The following is a 16,515-nucleotide window of genomic DNA, read 5'->3' as shown; positions in this document are numbered from 1 at the left end:
ATGCTTCGCCCCTACAGGACGCGGGCCGATGAAGACGCAAGGTTTTGAAGCACGATTCTCTCAAAATCTTGCACCTGTTTCGCGAGAAAAGCCACAAAACCCTTACCTTGCCTACATTTCACCTTTATTCAGCAAGCCCTACATAGTCTTTTGGCTGGCTAATTTATCGGCAGCATCTTGGGTGCATCTCAATTTTGTAGAAATATCTATATTAGGGCTGGTTGAATAAATCTAAAGACCTTGTTGGATAAGACTTTAGTGCCGGTCATGGGAGTGAGCGGCGGGAAAATTCAGGCACTTTTTCCCTGAAAATTAGCTAATTAACCACGGCTCGACTGAGCTTCGCGGTTCGACTGAGCTTCGCCGAACGTCCTCAAAATCCGTAAAACCCTACACCCCACACCCCACACCCTGCCGCCACGAAAAACTTTTTGCCGCAAGGCCTATCTAGGAGAGTCCGAATTTTGTTCAAAAGTTAACTCCTCTAACACTTCCGTAACCAACTTGCCGTTGGCTAAACACTTTAAACTTCTAATCTGAATATTTACTTGGGGAGTTTCTTCTAACTGTTGGATCAAAAAATCTGCATATTTGATTATTGCCTCACGCGCCGCATTTTTTTTAGTCCAAACTTGCGCCATTTCTAACATATTAGTAACCCCAATAAACTCGTCTCCTTCCCCATCTAAACTATAATTAGCCGCATAGGTGTTAGCAGTAGGACACAACAATAAAACATAGCCTAAATGTCCTTTTGTTGCTGTGCCAAATCCTTTAGCCATAAAAAATTCTCCTCAAGATAACAAATCAAGCGCAATTGTCGATGATAGCTGAGATTCTATCACTTGATGACCGAGATTAACCGGTCGAGCATTTCCCTCTACCGGCGCGCAATAACGGGGAATTGGACTAGAAACGAGGCTTATATGACGGTCACTCACCGCTAATCCATGGCTAGGATCATAACCTTTCCAGCCGCCCCCCGGCAAATACACCTCTACCCAAGCGTGTAAATGTCTTTCTTCTTGGTCTAAATCTCCTTCTTGATAGCCACTGACAAAACGGGAAGCTAATCCCACACAGCGACACACATCCATAAATAAAACCACAAAATCGCGACAGGAACCCTGCTTATTTTTCCAAGTGTTTCCGGGTAGATAGGGTTCTCCAGTAAGACGAATAATTTGCTGACAATTGCGGTAAATTTTGTCATTAAGATTAAACAGGAAAGATAGCACCTGTCCCTCAGTTTCCTGCATAATTTCTTGGGCTAATGCTGCCACATCGGGGTCATTAGCTAACCCATAAAATTGTCTGTAGGGTTGTAATTGACTGTGGAGGGAAATGGGATAATCAAAGGGTAAACAGGTCGCCCAAGGTTCCAACAAATACTGAAAAGGATTAACCCCATGGGTTTCCACTTCACTCACCACATCAATCAATAATTCTTCTGTCGGTTGATTAAACCAAATTTGTAAACAAGAATTGCCATCGAGGTCGATAATATTAGTTATCGTTAAAGGTTCTGGGTTAATTTTGAGCGTGAACTCTCGCAAAGTTTGCCCACCATCGGATTTTGGTCGCAAGCGCAGCAGATGGGGTGATAAAATCACGGGTTGATTATAGAAATAGTTAGTTTGATGCCGAATGTGATAACGCATTAAGTTGTTAATTGGGATTGATATTGAAAGTTATTTACTGGCAGAGGTGAGGCAAGTTCAGGATTAAAAACGAAGAAAGTTTCTGTCATTTTTATTCCCACATCATTAACTCTTTTTTGAATATGGTCGAGGAATTCATGTAATCCCATTTCAATAATATCCTCGATAGTTAGATAGCTCATTTCCGCACAAAGTCGCCCTAAACTTCTTTCTACCGAATTCCCCCAAGTTCCTATAGGAGTCCCTGTAACTTGATGCAAACAGTGGTCTAATTCCCGCAGACAAAAGTGAATTGAACGAGGAAATTCTCGATTAAGAATTAAAAATTCAGCCACGTCACTAGGAGTAATCCGTCGTTGACATTTACGATACATTTCGTAGGCACTCACCGACCGCAGTAAAGCAATCCATTGAATTTGGTCTAGAGAAGTTCCTACCCATTGAGCGGAAGGTAAGAGATAATAGTATTTAACATCAAGAATTCTGGCGGTTTTATCGGCGCGTTCCTGTAATCTTCCCATAACGCCAAAATGCCAACCTTCATTATGAGTCATCGTCGCATCCATTACCCCCGCAAAACGGTGACTAGCCAATTTAACTTGAGTAAAAAAGTTAGGTAAAGTAGTTTGAGGATGGTAAGAGGAAGCATCTTTTACCATCAAGAAAAAACCATTAACCTGTTCCCACATTTCCGAAGAAATAATCTCGCGAACTGACCGAGCATTTTCTCTGGCCCAGCGCAAACAAGAGATAATTGAGTTACTATATTCCGTGTCAAATGTCAAGAAATTGATCACATTTTCTGCGGTGGCTGTGCCGTAACGTTTCTTGAATTGTTCTAAATCTCCCGTGGTTAAAACCAAGGGTTCCCACTGTTGCAAAACACTGGTAGGTACATCTAACATTAAATTAAGGTTAACATCCATAAACCGGGCGACATTTTCTGCCCGTTCAATATAGCGATTTAACCAATAAATTGAATCGGCAACTCTACTAAGCATAATTAACCAGGAAAAAGTGAAAAGGGTAGGGTGGGTTAGGCGACAATAATTTACGCAGTTGACTGATGATTTAATTTTCGCCGTAACCCACCAAAATTTTGATGATTGTCCTTATTACTTGGTGAGAACCCAAGTGTCTTTACTGCCACCACCTTGAGAAGAATTAACCACTAAAGAACCCTTTTTCAAAGCAACGCGAGTTAACCCCCCGGGATGCACATAAATTTCATCGCCTCGATGGAGAATATAGGGACGTAAATCCACATGACGACCTTCAATTTCCGTGTCAATTAAAGTTGGAACCCTAGAAAGACTTAACACTGGTTGAGCGATGTAATTGCGGGGATTAGCGGCAATGCGTGGGGCAAATTCTTCTCGTTCTTTCGAGGTAGCTTGAGAACCAACTAACATCCCATAACCTCCCGATTCATTGGCAGCTTTCACAACTAATTTATCGAGATTATTTAAGACATAATCTAAGTCCTTTTCTCGCCAACAAAGATAGGTGGGAACGTTATTTAAAATCGCTTCTTCTCCCAGATAATAACGAATCATATCGGGGACAAAAGCATAAATAACCTTATCATCAGCGACTCCCGTACCAGGAGCATTAGCTAAAGCGACGCGGCCTTCCTGAAAAACTTTTAATAATCCGGGTACACCTAACATCGAATCGGGACGAAAAACCGCCGGATCTAAAAAGTCATCATCGAGGCGACGATATACCACATCTACCCGTCTTAATCCCTTGGTGGTTTTCATTTGTAGATAACCATCAAAGACGACCAAATCACGCCCTTCCACTAATTCTACCCCCATTTGTTGGGCGATAAAAGAATGTTCAAAGTAGGCAGAATTATAGGTTCCGGGGGTCAAAACCACTACGGTGGGATTAGGTAATTGGAGTGGGGCTAAATTAAGGAGAGTTTCCAACAGATGGGAAGGATAATCATCCACCGGTTTAACATTCATTGTCTGGAAAATATCGGGGAAGGTGCTTTTCATTACCCGACGATTTTCGAGGACATAAGAAATACCGGAAGGAACCCGCAAATTATCCTCTAAAACGTACCATTGACCATCTTTATCGCGGACTAAATCGGTTCCCGTGATGTGACACCAGATACCTCCGGCGGGTTTCAGTCCCAGACAGGGTTTCAGAAATCCCGTCGCCGAGGCGATTAATTCGGAGGGAATAATGCCATCTTTAATGATTAACTGGTCATTGTAGATATCGGAGAGAAAAAGATTGAGAGCTTTGATGCGTTGTTTCAGTCCTCTTTCCAAATAATCCCAGTCCTCAGCCGCGACAATTCGGGGAATAATATCAAAAGGAAAGATTTTTTCTACCCCTTGATTGTCGCTATAGACATTGAAAGTCACCCCCAATTCAAACAGGGCCGACTGAGCGGTTTCCCGGTGTTGTTGAAGTTCTCGGGGTGGCAGATTCTGCAACCATTTGATTAAAGGGGAGGAGTGGGGACGAGGTTGACCATCATCTAAGAATAGTTCGTCGTAGAAGCCTTCGGGATCGTAGGTATTTAATAGCACACTGACCTCATTTCATACCGATACTTTTTTGCTAACATACATTAACAATGCACTCTAAGAGAGTCTCTTAAAGAGGGGGTATCTCCCAAAGCACGAAGAAAAATTCCTCGTGCGCCATTAATATCTCTATCCATCTTCTTGCCATCAATCTTGGATTTAATGACTTTTTTTCCCCCTAAGTTATGTATTAATTCACCAGTCCAGCTAACTGTTTTCGACGTATAGGCTTCACAGCAGTCTATTACTAATTTACCCATCTCAAAAGCCTTATGCTTGAGAAATTGCTTAAATCGGTAATGAGACCAGTTAAGCATCTGTCTAACAGATTTTGAGCGAATCTTCCTGCTATTTTTTAGAACCATTTCTGACACTTCAAAAGTAGGCAAAAGAATCACATCAAAGTTATCAACTAGGAATCTAGCAACTTGATGATGAAGTTCATCTACTAAATTCCTGATTTTATTTCTTAGTCGATTAGCTGCTTTTCGATAACGGTTTCTGGTTTTAGCATTAACTTTGGTAGAACGAGAAATTAAATCATCAAGGTGATAGCATAATCGTTGGATTTTACCTATATCCTGACTCCCGATTGAGCCAAAACTATTAGGCGAGAATAGTGCCAGAAAATCTCTAACACCGGGGTCTAGGGCGACAATGCGTCCTTGGTTATCGGATTCCCATCGTTGCACCTCATGGGGAATAGCTAAATAGTATTGTCCATTTCTGGATACTAATCGGCTATCCCCAAAATTGTCGGGCAGTGATTCGGTGAAGCGTATTTGCCCTAATTTTGTGTGATATATTCCTTTTGCTGAAATGGCTGACTTAGGAATATAACAGGATTGCTGTTTATCTTTACGGGAAGGGAATTTTACTTTCTGGATTTCCCCAGTTTTTTGATATTTTCTTTGAGCATTTTTAACGGCTTCACAAGCGTCTTTGACTGCTATTGATTTAATCTGGTAGGGGACTTCTTTAGCCCATTCTGGTAAATCATTAATGATTCCCGTCTTGATAGCCTTCCAATTAGCTTTTCTACCTGGTTCCTGTAGATATTTAATGGTTTGGTTGAAGACAAACCGAGATACTCCCCACCAGTGTTTCATCAGTTTCTTCTGTTCTGTTGTTGGATAAATCCGTACTTTCTTTGATTTTTTGAGCGTACTTCCTGAGTCTGGACATTCGGCAAGAGAAGATGTGAAGTATTTATAACAAGTCTGCTGTAAGTTCTGATTCGGGACTGTGAACAGTTTGGTCGAGAACCAAGATTTTGCCACCGTTTTGTTCGACCATATACTGTATAAGCTCGAATCTAAATCGGCATAATCTGTCCAGTGTGGACATAACAATTGTGAGTTTATTTCCCCACAATCATCTGTCCAGTATGGCTCTAAGTCCTTTTCTTTGGAAGTTAAGCCCACTATCGATGTCTTTGATGATTTCTTCCTCTGGATAGAATCCGCGCATAAAGCTGACTTGTCTCTCAAGGTCATCTCGTTGCTTGATTGAACTGACTCGGCAGTAGCAAACAAGGGAAGCTCTAGCTGCACCATTGACGTAAGACTGGACATCGTACAATCGTTGCCCTGCTTCGTTTTTGATACTTTTGATTTTCCCTTCATCGGCATATTCTCTTAATGTATTGGGATGTAATCCCCATAGCTCAACGGCTTTTCTTAGGGTCACAAACGTTCGCCTAAATAGTGGCGTATGTAGGTCAATGTGAGCAAATCAGTAACTAGCTGTCAACCTTACCTATTCCCAGTGTCGGACAATTAGCCCGATTTTTTGTAGTCTAGGAGACATTTTAAGGGAAATTTTAGGAAGTTACGTTTTTCGGGACTGGCGATCACAGATTGATCCCCACCAGTGGAGAAACCTGACCGGAGCGAGAATTAGCCCTGAAAACTGTGTTACATTTTTTAAAGGTCACACCTTAAATCTTTCATTTTTCTTACTGGTTACGCGATGTTTACCAAACAAGTAACGGATTCTAAAGCCTATCAATGGTTTGAGGAACGCTTAGAAATTCAAGGGATCGCTGATGATATCAGCACCAAATACGTTCCCCCCCACGTCAATATCTTCTACTGTCTGGGTGGTATCACCCTTGTGTGCTTCGTGATCCAGTTTGCCACTGGTTTCGCCATGACCTTCTACTACAAACCCACCGTAGCAGAGGCCCTCTCCTCCGTACAGTACATCATGAACGAAGTTAACTTTGGCTGGTTAATTCGTTCTATCCATCGCTGGTCCGCCAGTATGATGGTGTTAATGATGATCCTGCACGTTTTCCGCGTCTATCTGACCGGTGGATTCAAAAAACCTCGGGAATTAACCTGGGTAACTGGGGTTGTCCTGGCCGTAATCACCGTTAGCTTCGGTGTCACTGGTTACTCCTTACCCTGGGATCAGGTGGGTTACTGGGCGGTTAAAATTGTTTCCGGTGTACCTGCTGCTATTCCCGTCGTCGGTGATCAACTCGTCACCCTGATGCGCGGTAGCGAAAGCGTCGGTCAAGCAACTTTAACCCGTTTCTACAGCTTGCATACCTTTGTACTACCCTGGTCGATCGCGGTCTTCATGTTGCTACATTTCTTGATGATCCGTAAACAAGGCATTTCTGGGCCTCTATAATTCAGAAAAATATCTCTGTCGATCCGAAATCATTTTTAGGAGACATTATCCATGTCCACATTAAAAAAGCCCGATCTCAGCGATCCCGCTCTGCGTGCTAAGTTGGCTAAAGGTATGGGTCACAACTACTACGGTGAACCCGCTTGGCCCAACGATCTGCTCTATGTCTTCCCGGTGGTCATCTTCGGTACGATCGGACTCTGCACCGGTTTAGCGATTATGGATCCCACCATGATCGGTGAACCTGCCGATCCTTTTGCTACTCCCCTAGAAATTCTGCCAGAGTGGTATCTTTATCCCGTTTTCCAAATTCTCCGTATTCTTCCTAACAAACTCTTAGGTATCGCTTGCATGGCCGGCGTTCCCCTAGGCTTGATGTTAGTTCCCTTTATTGAAAGCGTCAATAAATTCCAAAATCCCTTCCGTCGTCCCGTCGCTACCGCTATCTTCCTATTTGGTACTGTGGTCACGATTTGGTTAGGTATTGGTGCCACTTTCCCCATCGATATATCTTTAACTCTCGGTTTGTTCTAAGTTACTGAACTCCAGCAGTTTTTTGCCCACGCTTGTGATTCCTGACTTGGGAAGAGCAATCGTGGGCAATTTTAGTTTTGATTTCCTCTATCGGGTAATTTGTTGTACCAAAGCGATGACATCGCTGCGGCTGAGTTTTTCTTTACCTAAAGCTAGGACTTCGAGAGTGCCATGGGCTAAAGCGAGGGGAATCTTACAAAAATCAAGGGCTGGCCCTTTCGGCAGCGATTGAGTGTAATAATCGGCTAATTTCAGATTACGACGGGCATAATTATGAATATCACTAATTGTCCAACCACGGGGTAGAAAACTTACCCCCCGGCGCAGATCCTCCCCATGGTTGCGGGCAATATTAACCGCTTGTAAACCCCGGCCAAAACCGATGGCATAACTCCGATTAGTTTGAGTGCCGTCGTACCAATTCCAGAGGTCAGACAGCAATAAACCCACCGCACCGGCCACACTAAAGGTATATTGATCTAATTCTATTTCTGTGCGAATATCCCAGTTATTCCCGGCCCAGTAGGCCATGCGATCAGCCATGGCCGCCGTGGCATCCCAGACCCGGGGGGCGATCGAATCTGGCGCTAACAGGGCCCATTCTCCAATTCTCAGGGTTACTTCTGGCAAAATCTCCCGATGGACTAAGCCAAAAGTAAAATCCTCTTTGGTAGAATTTTCGGTACCTGCTTGTAAATTCAGGCTAATTTGTCTTAATATCTGGGATTTACTGAAGTTATCTAGGTCGGGATGGTCTTCTACTTCATCGATCGCCCTCATACAGAGATAAGCTGCGGCTACCGCCTCGAGCAGACGATCCGGTAAACGACTTATGGGAATATAAAAAGTTCGACTCGTTTCTTGCAGAATCGTTAAAGCATTATCGCGCAAATTCATTCAGTCCACTCCTCACGCCAACTTAGGTAACTACGAGTTCAACCAATCAGACAGATCGGTTTAGGTATTCCGATGTTCCTAAGACAAAGTTGCTGTCTATTGTAGTATGATTATTCAAAATTTCGAGATTATTCTCGAAAAAATCAACGTTTAGGGTATTCTTGACAATTTTTCTTTCTGGAATAGCTGAGGGATAATTACGGGAATTTTTCGGGATTGCACCCTTAAAAAGCGGTTTTTGCCCGTTTTTAAACAGTATTTTGCGGCTTCATGGCAGGGATTGAAAGGAGGTCACTTGTAAAACCGGCCCGATCATGGCCAGAGTCATCACGTCTGAGCGAATTTGACCTATAACTGTCACTTTTGCCTTTTTTTGGGTTAATTCGGCGGGAGGGTCTATTAATTCGTAGGTTTGACCGTTATCGGCAATTAATGCCCAAGTTCCCGTGCCTATTTCGATTCTTTTTACCTGACCCGTTACACTAATACTCATGCTTTAATTTCGCTGATTGAGGCGATCGCAATTGCTGCCCCTGTCACAAGCATTCTATCGATATCTTTCCTCGGCATTGATTGCCAATTTTGCCCGACTTTAACCTCATAAATCAGTTTTTTTTATCTAAAAAGCGATCGCCACTTCCGCCACCACCGCTAAGAGGGAGGCCAAAGCCGCTAAAATCATTATTTCTCGATCGGATTGTCTCATGGCTATCTGAGTATAAATTACTAATCCTAGTCTATACCACATCTAACCTAGAGTTGAATTGCTCTAAATTATTTTATCCATAGATAAAAAGCTATAAAAGTTATCATTGCTCGGCAAAAACGGCGAAATCTATGTCCAGATTGCCCTGTATTATTTATTCAGGAAGCCCTAATTAGGGCTTCCTGAATAAATCTAAAAACCTTGTTGGATAATATCTTTAAGCTTGTTTGAAATCAAAAAGTGCCGACCATTGGAGTGATTGGGGGGAAAATTCCGGGAATTTTTCCCTGAAAATTAGGTAATTGACCACCTGAAAATCGGTAAAACCCCACACCCCACACCCTGCCCCTAGGAAAAGCTTTTTGCCGCAAACCCTAGGTAATTGACCCCCTCAAAATCGGTAAAACCCCACACCCTACACCCTACACCCCACACCCTACCCCCACGAAAAACTTTTTGCCGCAAACCCTAATTAAGCCTAACTGTTAATAGCGTAATGATAGGCACTACCATTAGATTCCATAGGCATCAACCACTGGGAGATAGTTTCTAGTTTTTGACGGATTTGATCGAGTTGATCCTGCACAGGTTGCAGGAAAGTTTCGTACTGTTGTACCTGAGTTTTTAAACGCAATAATGCGAGATTAGTATCGCGCCATTGTCGCTCCTGTTCTTCAAATTCACGAGTTTTTTGCTCTAAATCCGACCATTGACCGTCAATACTATCGCTGCTTTTTTGTAAATCCTCTTGTAGTCCCTTGATTTCTGCTGCTAAACGTTGACTTTCTTGAAGATTATTTTGATAATTATCGGCCAACAGCATTAACAATGGTTCAAAGCCAGATTTTTGAGTATTTTCTGAGGATGAAATCCCCTGTCTCCGTTGCAGAATTTTCAGATGTTGAGAGCTAATAGCTTGCCTTTCTTGGAGATTACGTCTTTGTCCGACTAAAGTTGCCGCCAGCATTCCTTTTTTTTCCTGTTCCTCGGCTAATTCTTCTTCTAAATTAGCTCGCTCAGATTGATCTATTGTAGCCATTCTTGCTTCTAATTCTTCCACGGTTTGGCATTGGAGAGTTAATTCTTCCTCTTGGTCGTTGACAAAAATTTCCCAGCGCTTGAGGTCTGTTTGTAAGTTCTTAACTAAGCTCTCCAATTCTTCTAAAGGCATTTGTTCAAGAGCTTCTAGATCGATTTTACCATCAAAACCTAGTTCTTCCCCTCCGAGGAGACGAAGGAGCATTTGTCGAGTAGAATCAGTGGTTTGTAGGGTGAGGTTAAGGTGCTCGAATAATTTCTGTTTTTGACTCAGAACAGTTTCTTGTATTTGTAATTCTATTTTAGCTGTTTCCAAAGCCCTGCGACTCGTCTGTAATTCCCTAGCTCTTTTTTCTAGATAATCGAGCATTTCATCGTTGGCGACCTGACGATTTTCTACAGCTTTTTTCTGCCCCTCTAAACTCTGCCAACAACTATTTAAAATTGTCTGTTGTTCCTGCACAGATTCAAGAGTGGAATGGAGAATTTGTGAGGGAGAATTGCCCCGATCATGATGAGCAGCTAAACGCTCCGCTAGAGAGCGAATAAATTGTTGTTGTTCTGGGGAAAGATTGGGGTAGGAGTTACAATTTATTTGTCCTTCTTCCAGGTGTCGCTGTTGCTCGTTTAATTGTTGTTTTAGGGTTTCCAGTTCTTGTCTTTTGCGCTCTAAATACTCTAATTCTGCCTCTATTTGTTCAATTTGCTCGATTCTTGTCTCCATTTCCATTTTCTGGCGGTTGAGAATCTCGCTTTGATAGGTGAGGGATTGTTTCCACTGCTCGATTTTCTCTTGATCTTTCTTGCTGCGCTCCATCAAACGGGAAATCTTTTGCAGTTGCCGCACCATCTCCGCTCCCGCTAATTCCGGGTTTCCTTGTAGTTGACGATTATTGCTCAAATTTACCAAGAGAAGCGCACCTTCACCCAGGGAGTTAGTTTCGTCGTAGGTTAGGATATCTTCCCCTGGTATGGCACTCCACGTCTGATCCTTATGCTGACAGGCCAATAGTTTCAATTCGGTTTTGTAACCGCCGATAAAACCTCTAGTCTGTTTTTTTACTTCTGCAAGGTATAGCACGAGTAGTCGTCCTCTATAATAAAAGTCTTTGTCATCGATTTTAGAGAGCGTTGGCAATCAAGGCTAGGAGCGGCCGGTCTATGGTTTGGTGTGTAACCATCCGATCCCAAAAATTTTTTAATTTCTATCATTCGAGTTTTTCTTTTTTATCCATACATTTGTTCTCAATTCTTCTCCTTACCGACTGGAAAATTTTTGATGATTTTTCAGTGCCGATGTACTATCTTGATCTCAAAAAATTCGGTAGTCAATCTCTTAAATGCAGTAAAGCCGCTCTTCTCGACTTTGTGTGATAATTTTTGCTTATGTAAGGTTAAATGTTTACTGGGCAAGACTTTTAGGACTATTTTGAAAGAAGAAACTATCAGTATAGACCTCGTTTCCACACAGAAACCAGAAGAACCGTAAAGCTTACTGAAAAATATGTTACATAATTAGCTTATCAGATTTATTATTAGTGACAAGAGGAGGGAAGAGAGCGTTTCTCATCAAGAGGGAGTGGGACGGGATTGGGCATCATCTCTAGATCACCAGCGATGGATTGTTTCTCTGGCGCTCCGCAGCTCCAGCGCTCCGCAGTACCCCCATACCTTATTAAACAGGATTTAACTGAATGTCAGCATTCATCCCTCGCGCTTAGCACAATGGGACGGGGCTTTTAAAGGGGCGAAGCAATTCGCCCAAGGGTTCACCTCATGAATGCTGACCAGCATATAGACAATTCCTCAAAAACTATGTTATAGCAACTTCTATAGTTGTGAGGTACAGAGTCTTAGGTTTTGAGGAGTCAGGAGTCAGGAGTCAGGAGTCAGGAGTTAAGATTTTGGTGTACCTCATGAGATTGGGAAACGCTATATCATAGTTATAGTTTCTTGATAATTCTTATGTACAAAGCGTACAAATTCAGACTTAAGCCTAATACCGAGCAAGAAATAGCCTTAGCTAAAAGCTTTGGCTGTTGTCGTTGGTTTGGGAATTTTCCCTGAATTTATGCCAAGAAACCTATAAAACCACAGGAAAAGGACTGACACGAAACTATATTCAAGGACTATTGCCTAGTCTCAAAAAAGCTTATGAGTGGTTGACAGATGCTTATTCCCAGTGCTTACAGGTTGTTGCTTTGAACTTATCGCAAGCTTATCAAAATTTCTTTGAGAAACGAGCTAGACTACCAAGATTCAAATCTAAACATGGTAAACAATCAATTAGCTATCCAGCTAATATTAAATTTGAGGGAGATTATCTAAAGCTTCCTCAAATTGGATTGGTTTATTGTGTTCGTCACTGGGAATTTGCAGGAACAATTAAAACTGTTACTATCTCAAAATACTACGCTTCTATTTTAGTTGATGATGGACAATCCCTCCTGCCCCCCTTGATAAGGGGGTGCCGAAGGCGGGGGGTTCTACCCTTGATAAGGGTGGTGACGAAGACGGGGGGATAGAAGGTAAAGCCATAGGAATTGATTTAGGATTAACTCATTTTGCTATTACCAGCAATGGCAGTAAATATGATAATCCTAGACATTTAGCCAAACATCAACGTAACCTAAAAAGGAAACAACAAAAGCTATTGCGTAAAAAGAAAGGAAGTAACAACCGTCAAAAAGCTAGAGGTAAAGTAGCTAAAGTTAACTCTAAAATCTCAAGATGTCGTGAGGATTTTCTGCACAAACTATCCCGTAAGATAGTTAACGAAAACCAAGTTATTGCGTTAGAAAATCTCAATATCAAAGGCATGGTACGCAATCATAATTTAGCCAATGCTATTAGTGATTGTGGTTGGGGAATGTTTTGTACAATGCTTAAATACAAGGCAGAATGGGAAGGAAAAACTTATACCGAAGTTGATAGGTTTTTTCCTAGTTCTAAAACTTGTAATGTCTGTCTAAATCAAGTGGGTAGTTTGCCGCTTGAGGTTAGAAATTGGACTTGTGTGCATTGTAAAACAACCCATGACCGGGACATAAATGCGGCGATAAATATCAGAAATGAAGCCTTACAGATATTATCGTTAGGAAAAGCGCGATACTGCCCATAGAGGGGATGTAAGACCAAAAGCTGGGCGTAAGTCCGTCTTGAGGCAATCCCCCGTGAAATAGGAAGCTCTCAACGACCTTGAGAGTAGTTCACTGGTAGAATTGGGAACGATAGAGATGAAACCCGAAAGGGTGAATCAAGTCCTTGTTTAGAGGGAAACCCCTGATAAATTTCAGATTGCGTTGGAGGCAAAAATGAGAGCAATTTCCGAGCATCCGGTCAAAGGGGACTATTATCGGGCATCTTTTGCCATTGTTGTTCTTGGCAGCCGAGCTAGGTAGGGAGTTATGAGCGAAATATTGCTGGTAGAAGACAGCCAAACGCAACGGGAACTGATCTGTGATCTACTCCGCAATAGCGGCATCAAGGTCACGATCGCCACGGATGGGGTAGAAGCCCTCGAACATATTCAGAGACTCAATCCCGATCTCGTCGTCCTCGATATCGTCATGCCCCGCATGAATGGTTATGAGGTGTGTCGTCGTCTCAAGTCGGATCCAAAAACCAAAAATGTCCCGGTGGTCATTTGTTCCTTGAAAGGGGAAGTCTTTGATCGCTATTGGGCTATGAAAATCGGAGCCGATGCCTACATTGTCAAGCCCTTTGAACCGATTGAGTTCATTTATACCATTAAACAACTGTTGCGCCGATAAAATCGCCCTCACCAGAGACAGTGTATCTATGGTATAGGTCAAGACAGCTAAAAACGCCGCCCGAATTATTAGTTGCAAGAGAACTAAACTCATGCTTAACAACGCCGATTTTTTTACTGGTAACGCTCAAGATATCGCCCCCGACAATCAGGAATTAGAAACTCCCGTCGGTGAACTGTACTTGCGATTTTATCTACCCTCTCAGGAGGAGTTTGCCCTTAGTGCCGTGGGCATTGGCGAGGTAATACAGCAACCACTCGATCGCATTACCCCGATTCCCAATGCTTCACCCTTGCTCCTCGGCACGATCAATCTCCGGGGTCAAGTGATCTGGGTGGCGGATCTCGGGCAATTTTTGGGGGATAGCAGCCGCTTAAACACCGATCGAGCCGAAATTCCCATAATTGCGCTCAAAGAAGAGGAAACGATCCTCGGTTTAGCGGTGGAACGTTTGGGAGATATGGAATGGCTCGACCCAGATAAACTAGGTAGTGCCGCCAGTATTCCCGCTCAGATCGCCCCCTATGTGCAGGGGGAGTGGATTCTGGGCCAAGAATCAAAAAAAACCTTAGGACTACTCGATCATCTGGCCATACTCCGTTCTGCCCGTTGGGCGGCTTAAAACCTGAAAAAAATAGCAGAATAGGATTTATAGGAATTCTTTCTTGATAAGACCTCTTGCATAATTTTTTTATGGTATAATATAAGGTTTTGCTTTTTTCTCAATTCTTAGATTGAAGTGGAAAAAAGAATAAAATGTGATCTTAGGTCAGGAAATCATCTATAATTTTGCTATGTTTATTAGCAAAATTATGGATTATCAAAACTTATCAGATGAACAATTCAAACGCCGTTTCGGTGTGTATAAACAAACATATAGAAAGATGGTAGAATCAGTAAAAAGTGTTGAAGCCGACTCTAATTCACCATCTAAAAGGGGACCGAAACCTAAACTATCTATAGAAGAACAAGTTTTAGTAACGTTAGAATATTGGCGAGAATATAGAACATATTTTCACATTGGTACAAGCTGGGAACTATCAGAATCAACTATATGTCGGATTGTAAATAAGACGGAAAAAATGCTTTTACAATCGGGAAACTTCCGTTTAAAAGGAAAAAAAGCTCTACTAAATCAAGCAGAGATACCGGTCGTAACGGTAATGGATGTAACGGAAACTCCCATTGAACGCCCCCAAAAGAAACAGAAAGATTTTTTGGGGGGTAAAAGAGGTTATCATACTTTAAAATCCCAATTAGTAGCTGCTCAAAATACCGAGGAAATTATCTGTGTCTTTTGTGGGAAAGGTAGAGGTCATGATTTTAGTTTATTTAAAAAAAGTCGAGTTCGTTTTCATCCTTTAACTACCAGCATAGAAGACAGTGGTTATCAGGGAATAGCTGCATACCATAGTAATAGTTATACACCGAAAAAGAAATCGAAAAATAGAAAATTAACCGAGTTAGAAAAAGAGTATAACAAGGCTTTAGCCAAAGAAAGGATTATCATTGAACCTATAAATAGGAAACTCAAAATCTTGAAAATCTTATCTTGTAAATATCGGAATCGTCGTCGAAGATATAGTTTAAGAGTTAACTTGTTGGCGGCTATTTATAACTGTGAGTTAGGGATAGGTATAGCAGCTTCTTAAAAGTTGCCTAAAGATTAATCAAGTCAAGGAGAATTTATTCTCAATTTTTATAATTGAGATAGTTTGTGCCGCTTAAATAAAGAGGTTTTGATAACCAAATTAAAGCAGCTCTAAAGAGTTTTGAGTTAAAAGTTAAACTTCAAGTTTTCATTCAGGACGAATGTACTGATTAACTAATTTTTTGGGGAAAATTAGTCAACCCATCATTATAACATATAATTAATTTGCAAGAGTTCTATACAATTGATATTCTTCCAGTAGTTTATTAGAGTAATTAAAGAAAATACTCTCTCATTTCTACCTCACATATCCTGAATTTTAACAAATGCCAAAGGTTCGTTGAATTTCCACGCTAAAAATACCATATAAGCAATTAAACCACAGGGTATTAATAATAGGAAAAGACTTTCTCTCTTGGGCAGTTCTTTTTTCTTTAAATATTTCCAGAGTAATTCGATAGCAAAAGCCAGAAAAATTATTACTCCTGTGACTCTAGTTAAACTGGCAAAAAATCCCAAAAATCCAGACCAAAAGTATTTCTTATTCAGAAAGAAATAAAAACAAGCAGAGGTGGTTAGCAAATATAAACTTTCTCTATAAAAACAGCTATAAAAAAAGGAGTTAGGAAAAATTAACATAAGAATTAAAACCTTTTTACAGCCTCTCTTATTCAGATAAATGTTGCTATTTTTATAAACAAAAATTAAGACAAATATTAGACATAAATTAGAAAAAAGAAGACCATAAATAGGCAAAATTAAAGAATTTAAAGATGCAATTTATTTGAATAAAATAGGATAGAGAGGAAAAAAAGCAACGTTCGATTGTTTTTCAGTATTGTATGAATATCCCCCCTGAATAATGCCGTTAAGTAGTCGGAGATAAATTCTGTTGTCTATCTTAAGAAATGGGTTCTTCGTTACTTGGTAAGTACCTAGGCAAAATTAATTACATACTCGCCTCCAAAATTGTCCAGCACTTTTTTAACGTAAGCGAGGAGGCTCTTTCGGTCTTTATAGGCGCTAAATTCAATCCATTCATATTTTAAAAATCTCCATAATATTT

General features: G+C 41.3%; 17 protein-coding genes and 2 pseudogenes. 7 read left to right on the top strand and 12 right to left on the bottom strand.

Annotated features, from left to right (window positions below):
* A partial coding sequence (locus O9332_RS26015; protein ID WP_288027953.1) for a hypothetical protein occupies nt 1–229 on the top strand: 229 nt, incomplete at its 5' end.
* 214 nt (nt 230–443) lie between these two features.
* Here O9332_RS26015 and O9332_RS26010 read toward each other — a convergent pair.
* From O9332_RS26010 to O9332_RS28250, 6 genes are all read right to left on the bottom strand, one after another.
* A complete protein-coding gene (locus O9332_RS26010; RefSeq protein ID WP_002757602.1) occupies nt 444–782 on the bottom strand; it encodes a hypothetical protein in 339 nt (112 codons plus the stop codon).
* Between the two features lie 12 nt (nt 783–794).
* On the bottom strand, nt 795–1,661 hold the full coding sequence (locus tag O9332_RS26005; protein ID WP_002757603.1) for a transglutaminase family protein: 867 nt from the start codon (nt 1,659–1,661) through the stop codon (nt 795–797).
* Nucleotides 1,661–2,662 (bottom strand): alpha-E domain-containing protein, encoded by a 1,002-nt coding sequence (locus O9332_RS26000; RefSeq protein ID WP_185237680.1) that lies wholly within the window; start codon nt 2,660–2,662, stop codon nt 1,661–1,663. The genes O9332_RS26005 and O9332_RS26000 overlap by 1 nt, the downstream gene beginning before the upstream one ends.
* A gap of 114 nt (nt 2,663–2,776) precedes the next feature.
* Nucleotides 2,777–4,213: a circularly permuted type 2 ATP-grasp protein gene (locus tag O9332_RS25995; protein ID WP_002757605.1), complete on the bottom strand. Its 1,437-nt coding sequence runs from the start codon at nt 4,211–4,213 to the stop codon at nt 2,777–2,779.
* A 41-nt stretch (nt 4,214–4,254) separates the two neighbouring features.
* Nucleotides 4,255–5,490, bottom strand: coding sequence for an RNA-guided endonuclease InsQ/TnpB family protein (locus tag O9332_RS25990; protein WP_353852111.1), 1,236 nt, complete (start codon nt 5,488–5,490; stop codon nt 4,255–4,257).
* 94 nt (nt 5,491–5,584) lie between these two features.
* Nucleotides 5,585–5,899, bottom strand: coding sequence for a recombinase family protein (locus O9332_RS28250; RefSeq protein WP_002757607.1), 315 nt, complete (start codon nt 5,897–5,899; stop codon nt 5,585–5,587).
* Between the two features lie 282 nt (nt 5,900–6,181).
* On the opposite strand from O9332_RS28250, the gene petB reads away from it, so the two are divergent.
* Together petB and petD are read left to right on the top strand one after the other, a co-directional pair.
* Nucleotides 6,182–6,850: a cytochrome b6 gene (gene petB, locus O9332_RS25985; RefSeq protein WP_002738970.1), complete on the top strand. Its 669-nt coding sequence runs from the start codon at nt 6,182–6,184 to the stop codon at nt 6,848–6,850.
* A gap of 51 nt (nt 6,851–6,901) precedes the next feature.
* On the top strand, nt 6,902–7,384 hold the full coding sequence (gene petD, locus O9332_RS25980) for a cytochrome b6-f complex subunit IV (RefSeq protein WP_002738373.1): 483 nt from the start codon (nt 6,902–6,904) through the stop codon (nt 7,382–7,384).
* Between the two features lie 87 nt (nt 7,385–7,471).
* Here petD and O9332_RS25975 read toward each other — a convergent pair whose 3' ends face one another.
* The 4 genes from O9332_RS25975 to hmpF form a co-directional block, all read right to left on the bottom strand.
* Nucleotides 7,472–8,281 (bottom strand): squalene/phytoene synthase family protein, encoded by an 810-nt coding sequence (locus O9332_RS25975; RefSeq protein ID WP_288027950.1) that lies wholly within the window; start codon nt 8,279–8,281, stop codon nt 7,472–7,474.
* Between the two features lie 268 nt (nt 8,282–8,549).
* Nucleotides 8,550–8,774 carry a hypothetical protein gene (locus O9332_RS25970; protein WP_288027948.1) on the bottom strand — a complete coding sequence of 75 codons (225 nt, stop codon included), beginning with the start codon at nt 8,772–8,774 and terminating at the stop codon, nt 8,550–8,552.
* 126 nt (nt 8,775–8,900) lie between these two features.
* Nucleotides 8,901–9,029: a hypothetical protein gene (locus O9332_RS25965; protein ID WP_256378286.1), complete on the bottom strand. Its 129-nt coding sequence runs from the start codon at nt 9,027–9,029 to the stop codon at nt 8,901–8,903.
* Between the two features lie 436 nt (nt 9,030–9,465).
* Nucleotides 9,466–11,106 (bottom strand): pilus motility taxis protein HmpF, encoded by a 1,641-nt coding sequence (hmpF, locus tag O9332_RS25960; RefSeq protein WP_288027945.1) that lies wholly within the window; start codon nt 11,104–11,106, stop codon nt 9,466–9,468.
* 884 nt (nt 11,107–11,990) lie between these two features.
* On the opposite strand from hmpF, the pseudogene O9332_RS25955 reads away from it, so the two are divergent.
* From O9332_RS25955 to O9332_RS25940, 4 genes and pseudogenes are all read left to right on the top strand, one after another.
* Nucleotides 11,991–13,207, top strand: a pseudogene (locus O9332_RS25955) (RNA-guided endonuclease InsQ/TnpB family protein).
* A 225-nt stretch (nt 13,208–13,432) separates the two neighbouring features.
* On the top strand, nt 13,433–13,798 hold the full coding sequence (locus tag O9332_RS25950; protein WP_002757614.1) for a response regulator: 366 nt from the start codon (nt 13,433–13,435) through the stop codon (nt 13,796–13,798).
* Between the two features lie 91 nt (nt 13,799–13,889).
* Entirely contained in the window at nt 13,890–14,420 is a 531-nt protein-coding gene (locus O9332_RS25945; protein ID WP_002757615.1) for a chemotaxis protein CheW, read from the top strand.
* A gap of 172 nt (nt 14,421–14,592) precedes the next feature.
* Entirely contained in the window at nt 14,593–15,450 is an 858-nt protein-coding gene (locus tag O9332_RS25940; protein WP_288027943.1) for an IS5 family transposase, read from the top strand.
* Nucleotides 15,451–15,752: 302 nt separating this feature from the next.
* Here the strand turns inward: O9332_RS25940 and O9332_RS25935 are convergent, their stop codons facing one another.
* Together O9332_RS25935 and O9332_RS25930 are read right to left on the bottom strand one after the other, a co-directional pair.
* Nucleotides 15,753–16,031, bottom strand: a complete 279-nt coding sequence (locus O9332_RS25935; RefSeq protein WP_223213098.1) for a hypothetical protein — start codon at nt 16,029–16,031, stop codon at nt 15,753–15,755.
* Between the two features lie 353 nt (nt 16,032–16,384).
* A pseudogene (locus O9332_RS25930) lies at nt 16,385–16,515 on the bottom strand (IS630-like element ISMae24 family transposase); the annotation flags it as partial.

The sequence above is a fragment of the Microcystis sp. LE19-10.1B genome, from assembly GCF_027530565.1.
Lineage (GTDB): Bacteria > Cyanobacteriota > Cyanobacteriia > Cyanobacteriales > Microcystaceae > Microcystis > Microcystis aeruginosa.
The sequence above is the reverse complement of the archived record's forward strand: the minus strand, read 5'-3'. Positions and strand labels throughout refer to the sequence as shown.

Coding starts and splice junctions, on each gene's coding strand:
- O9332_RS26010 (WP_002757602.1), bottom strand. CDS start 782: ATGGCTAAAGGATTTGGCACAGCAACAAAAGGACATTTAGGCTATGTT.
- O9332_RS26005 (WP_002757603.1), bottom strand. CDS start 1,661: ATGCGTTATCACATTCGGCATCAAACTAACTATTTCTATAATCAACCC.
- O9332_RS26000 (WP_185237680.1), bottom strand. CDS start 2,662: ATGCTTAGTAGAGTTGCCGATTCAATTTATTGGTTAAATCGCTATATT.
- petB (WP_002738970.1), top strand. CDS start 6,182: ATGTTTACCAAACAAGTAACGGATTCTAAAGCCTATCAATGGTTTGAG.
- petD (WP_002738373.1), top strand. CDS start 6,902: ATGTCCACATTAAAAAAGCCCGATCTCAGCGATCCCGCTCTGCGTGCT.
- O9332_RS25975 (WP_288027950.1), bottom strand. CDS start 8,281: ATGAATTTGCGCGATAATGCTTTAACGATTCTGCAAGAAACGAGTCGA.
- O9332_RS25970 (WP_288027948.1), bottom strand. CDS start 8,774: ATGAGTATTAGTGTAACGGGTCAGGTAAAAAGAATCGAAATAGGCACG.
- O9332_RS25965 (WP_256378286.1), bottom strand. CDS start 9,029: ATGTGGTATAGACTAGGATTAGTAATTTATACTCAGATAGCCATGAGA.
- O9332_RS25950 (WP_002757614.1), top strand. CDS start 13,433: ATGAGCGAAATATTGCTGGTAGAAGACAGCCAAACGCAACGGGAACTG.
- O9332_RS25945 (WP_002757615.1), top strand. CDS start 13,890: ATGCTTAACAACGCCGATTTTTTTACTGGTAACGCTCAAGATATCGCC.
- O9332_RS25940 (WP_288027943.1), top strand. CDS start 14,593: ATGTTTATTAGCAAAATTATGGATTATCAAAACTTATCAGATGAACAA.